Source organism: Streptomyces sp. NRRL F-5122, from assembly GCF_001507435.1.
In the GTDB taxonomy this organism is placed as follows: Bacteria; Actinomycetota; Actinomycetes; order Streptomycetales; family Streptomycetaceae; genus Streptomyces; species Streptomyces lannensis.
In genome coordinates, this window is sequence record NZ_LMWH01000061.1 from 1 (window position 1) to 1,842 (window position 1,842).

2 protein-coding genes are annotated in these 1,842 nt (G+C 65.7%); both read left to right on the forward strand.

Annotated elements, in window-relative coordinates:
* Positions 1 to 1,523, forward strand: a 1,523-nt coding sequence (locus tag ADL25_RS09840; RefSeq protein WP_059127283.1) for a hypothetical protein, incomplete at its 5' end; no start/stop codon positions are given.
* A partial coding sequence (locus ADL25_RS09845) for an alpha-amylase family glycosyl hydrolase (protein ID WP_267889239.1) occupies positions 1,520 to 1,842 on the forward strand: 323 nt, incomplete at its 3' end. The genes ADL25_RS09840 and ADL25_RS09845, both read left to right, overlap by 4 nt.

The following is a 1,842-nucleotide window of genomic DNA, read 5'->3' on the forward strand; positions in this document are numbered from 1 at the left end:
CGGCCTCTCGTCTGGCGGGTGCGTTGACGCCTGAGGTGGGTGGGGTGTTGGGGCGGTTTCCGTTGCGTGAGGGGGTGTCGTGTTCGGATGTGCGGGGGGTGGTGGTGGAGCGGGAGCGGGCGTTGTTCGGTTCCTGGTACGAGTTCTTTCCTCGGTCGGAGGGGACGGTGGAGCGGCCGCACGGGACGTTTCGTTCGGCGGCGCGGCGGTTGCCGGTGATCGCGGGGATGGGTTTCGACGTGGTGTATCTGCCGCCGGTGCATCCGATCGGGTCGACGTTCCGCAAGGGGCGGAACAACAGTGTGTCGGCGGGTGCGGGGGATGTGGGGGTGCCGTGGGCGATCGGGTCGCCGGAGGGCGGTCACGATGCGGTGCATCCGGATCTGGGGTCGGTCGAGGATTTTGTGTGGTTCGTGGGGCGGGCGCGGTCGTTGGGGTTGGAGGTGGCGCTGGATTTCGCGTTGCAGTGTTCGCCGGATCATCCGTGGGTGGAGAAGCATCCGGAGTGGTTCCGGCATCGGGCGGACGGGTCGATCGCGTATGCAGAGAATCCGCCGAAGAAGTATCAGGACATCTATCCGGTGTTCTTCGATGCGGACATGGAGGGGCTGGTGGCGGAGACGTTGCGGGTCCTTCGGTTCTGGATGGGGCATGGGGTGCGGATTTTCCGGGTGGACAATCCGCATACCAAGCCGGTGGTGTTCTGGGAGCGGGTGCTGGGGGAGGTCAACCGGCGGGATCCGGATGTGATCTTTTTGGCGGAGGCGTTCACGCGGCCGGCGATGATGCGGACGCTGGCGCAGGTGGGGTTCCAGCAGTCGTACACGTATTTCACGTGGCGGAACACGAAGGGGGAGCTGACGGAGTATCTGTCGGAGTTGTCGGGGGAGTCGGCGTCGTACATGCGGCCGAACTTCTTTGTGAACACGCCGGACATCCTGCATGCGTATCTGCAGGGTGGGGGGCGTCCGGCGTTCGAGGTGCGGGCGGTACTGGCGGCGACGTTGTCGCCGACGTGGGGGGTGTACTCGGGGTACGAGTTGTGTGAGAACGTGCCGTTGCGGGAGGGCAGTGAGGAGTATCTGGACTCCGAGAAGTACCAGTTGCGGGCCCGGGACTGGGAAGCGGCCGAACGCGAGGGACGCACCATCGCACCGCTCATCACGCGGTTGAACGCGATCCGCCGGGCCAGTCCGGCGCTGCGGCAGTTGCGGGACCTGCACTTCCACCATGCGGACAAGGACGAGGTGATCGTCTATTCCAAGCGTTCGGGTTCGAACACGGTTGTGGTGGTGGCGAACCTCGATCCGCACCACACCCAGGAGGCGACGGTGTCGTTGGACATGCCGCGGCTCGGCCTGGACTGGCACGAGTCGGTGCCGGTGCGTGATGAGCTCACCGGTGTCACCTACCACTGGGGCAGGACCAATTACGTGCGTCTTTCGCCGGGCGAGGCTCCCGCGCACGTGCTGACCGTCCTGCGACCGTCCTCACTGCAGACCGGAGGGTCACCCACACGATGATCGTCAACGAGCCCGTCCCGGACACCTTCGAGGACACTCCCGCCGCGGACCGCGATCCGCAGTGGTTCAAGCGTGCCGTCTTCTACGAGGTCCTGGTCCGGTCCTTCCAGGACAGCAACGGCGACGGTGTGGGTGATCTGAAGGGGCTGACCGCGAAGCTGGACTATCTGCAGTGGCTGGGTGTGGACTGCCTGTGGCTGCCGCCGTTCTTCAAGTCGCCGCTGCGGGACGGCGGTTACGACGTGTCGGACTACACGGCGGTGCTGCCGGAGTTCGGTGACCTGGCGGACTTCGTGGAGTTCGTGGACGCCACCCACCA